Source organism: Kribbella albertanoniae (assembly GCF_004348455.1).
In the GTDB taxonomy this organism is placed as follows: Bacteria; Actinomycetota; Actinomycetes; order Propionibacteriales; family Kribbellaceae; genus Kribbella; species Kribbella albertanoniae.
This window is the reverse complement of record NZ_SMKA01000499.1, coordinates 1-2,022: the sequence shown is the minus strand read 5'-3', so window position 1 is coordinate 2,022 and position 2,022 is coordinate 1. Positions and strand designations below refer to the sequence as shown.

The 2,022-nt window shown below is 66.8% G+C and carries 2 protein-coding genes; one reads left to right on the top strand and one right to left on the bottom strand.

All coding sequences use genetic code 11. The annotated features are described in order from the left end of the window. Positions 1-749: 749 nt before the first annotated feature. Entirely contained in the window at positions 750-1,370 is a 621-nt protein-coding gene (locus tag E1261_RS44545; protein ID WP_132416391.1) for a class I SAM-dependent methyltransferase, read from the top strand. Between the two features lie 68 nt (positions 1,371-1,438). Here E1261_RS44545 and E1261_RS44535 read toward each other — a convergent pair. Continuing rightward, a partial coding sequence (locus tag E1261_RS44535; RefSeq protein WP_132416387.1) for an alpha/beta fold hydrolase occupies positions 1,439-2,022 on the bottom strand: 584 nt, incomplete at its 5' end.

Here is a 2,022-nt window from a genome sequence, read left to right as displayed (position 1 = left end):
TGAAGGGTCGTGGTTAACGTCCGAAGGTGCGGAGACCGGCCCTCCGATGTTTCGGACGTTAGTGAGGGGTCGTGGTTAACGTCCGAAGGAACGGAGACCCGCCCTCCGATCTTTCGGACGTTAGTGAAGGGTCGTGGTTAACGTCCGAAGGTGCGGAGACCGGCCCTCCGATGTTTCGGACGTTAGTGAAGGGTCGTGGTTAACGTCCGAAGGTGCGGAGACCGGCCCTCCGATGTTTCGGACGTTAGTGAGGGGTCGTGGTTAACGTCCGAAGGTGCGGAGACCGGCCCTCCGATGTTTCGGACGTTAGTGAGGGGTCGTGGTTAACGTCCGAAGGTGCGGAGGGCCGCCCTCCGATTTTTCGGACGTTGTGACGGCGGGCGCGCCCGTGGTAGCCAGCCTGACCGGCGTTGGGGTTCACCCATGGGGTTGTGGGTTCTGGACCCGCATGCGAGTGCAGAACCCACAACCTGATGGGGGAACCCATGAGATGGCGGCCGCGGGTGCCGGAGTGTGGGTGGGCGGGCGTGTGCGACCGGCCGCTTCGACCTGCGCGCGCTGCCGCTGCGCCCCATCTGGTGGGTAGACCCGGCCGGTGGTGGGTTGGCCAACCGGATTGGCCCGCCGCCATTTGACTGGCCGGCCCACGAAATGGGCAGCTCGAGCCGGCGTACTCCGGTGCCGGGAGCTGGCTGCCTGTTCGGGCAAAACGGGGTGCGGGTGGGTGCCGGTACGGCGAGACTTCGGGGATGGGCGGGTTCGACGAGGGCGAGCTGTTTCGGGGGCTGGCTGCGGAGCAGTGGGCCGCTAGTTCGGCGACGGATGCCCGGCGGGATGCGCCGTTCTATCGGGAGGTCATCCGGGAGCAGGGCGGGCGTGCACTGGAGTTGGGATGTGGTGCCGGGCGGTTGCTGCTCACGTTCCTGGCTGAAGGTCTGGAGGTCGAGGGGTGTGACATCTCGGCCGACATGCTGGCGATGTGCCGGCGCGCAGTCGCTGGGGTGACGCCCACGCTGTACGAACAGGCGATGCAGGATCTCGACGTACCGGGGAAGTTCCGCACGATCTACATCCCGTGCGGCAGCTTCGTGTGTGTGATGGATCGGCAGGAAGCACTCGAGACCCTTCGGCGCTGTCGCGAACACCTCGAACCGGGCGGTGTCCTTGTTTTCAACGTGTTTCCGGTCCCGATCAACTACACCGAACCGCCCGCCGACGACTTCCCCACTCCTTGGCAGGCAGGCGCCGGCACACCGACCTCGCCGACGGTCGCCGCCTGCAGGTCTCGTCACGCTGGACCGCGGTGGATCGCGTCGAGCAGACCTGGCACGAAGAACGCCGCTACGACCTGTACGACGGCGCTTCGCTGATCCGGACCGAGATCCGCGCCGGCCAAGGCCGCTGGTACTTCCGCAACGAGCTCCTCTGGATGCTCCAGCTAGCCGGCTTCGCTCCCAGCGACGTCACCACCACCGGCGACCTGACGATCCGGGCCGTGAACCGCTAGAAACTCGGTCAGCAGCTCCACGAACGCCTCCGGTGCCTCTCGATGTACGCCGTGGCCCACCGCCAGCTCGTGGAAGCGGCCACCCGGTATCTGCTCAGCCATCGCCCGCATCTGCTCCTGCGGAAACGGACTGGTCGGCCCCCCGCCGATCACCAACGTCGGTGCCCGTACGCCCGCCAACTCCCCGAACCACCCGGGGTCAGGCGCATTCACCTGCCCGATCAACTCCACCCGAGCCCGCCAGTCATACGTCAACGGCTCACTCGGCCGCTCCGGGATCGGTCGCACCTGCGGAAACGGCGGTGGTGACTCGACCAGCACCAACGCCCCCACGCGCTCCGGATGCCGGGCCGCATGGAGATAGGCAGCAACAGCCCCCATCGAATGCCCAACCACCACCGGTGCCACCAACCCGTGCTCATCGAGGAACTCCCCCAGATCAGCAGCCAGCAACTCGAACGAGTACCCGTCCGCCGCCCCCGTCTCCCCATGCCCCCGCTGATCCGGCACCAACA

What these genes read in the sequence shown, in the direction of transcription:
- E1261_RS44545 (WP_132416391.1), top strand. Translation starts at nt 750, where the DNA reads ATGGGCGGGTTCGACGAGGGCGAGCTGTTTCGGGGGCTGGCTGCGGAG.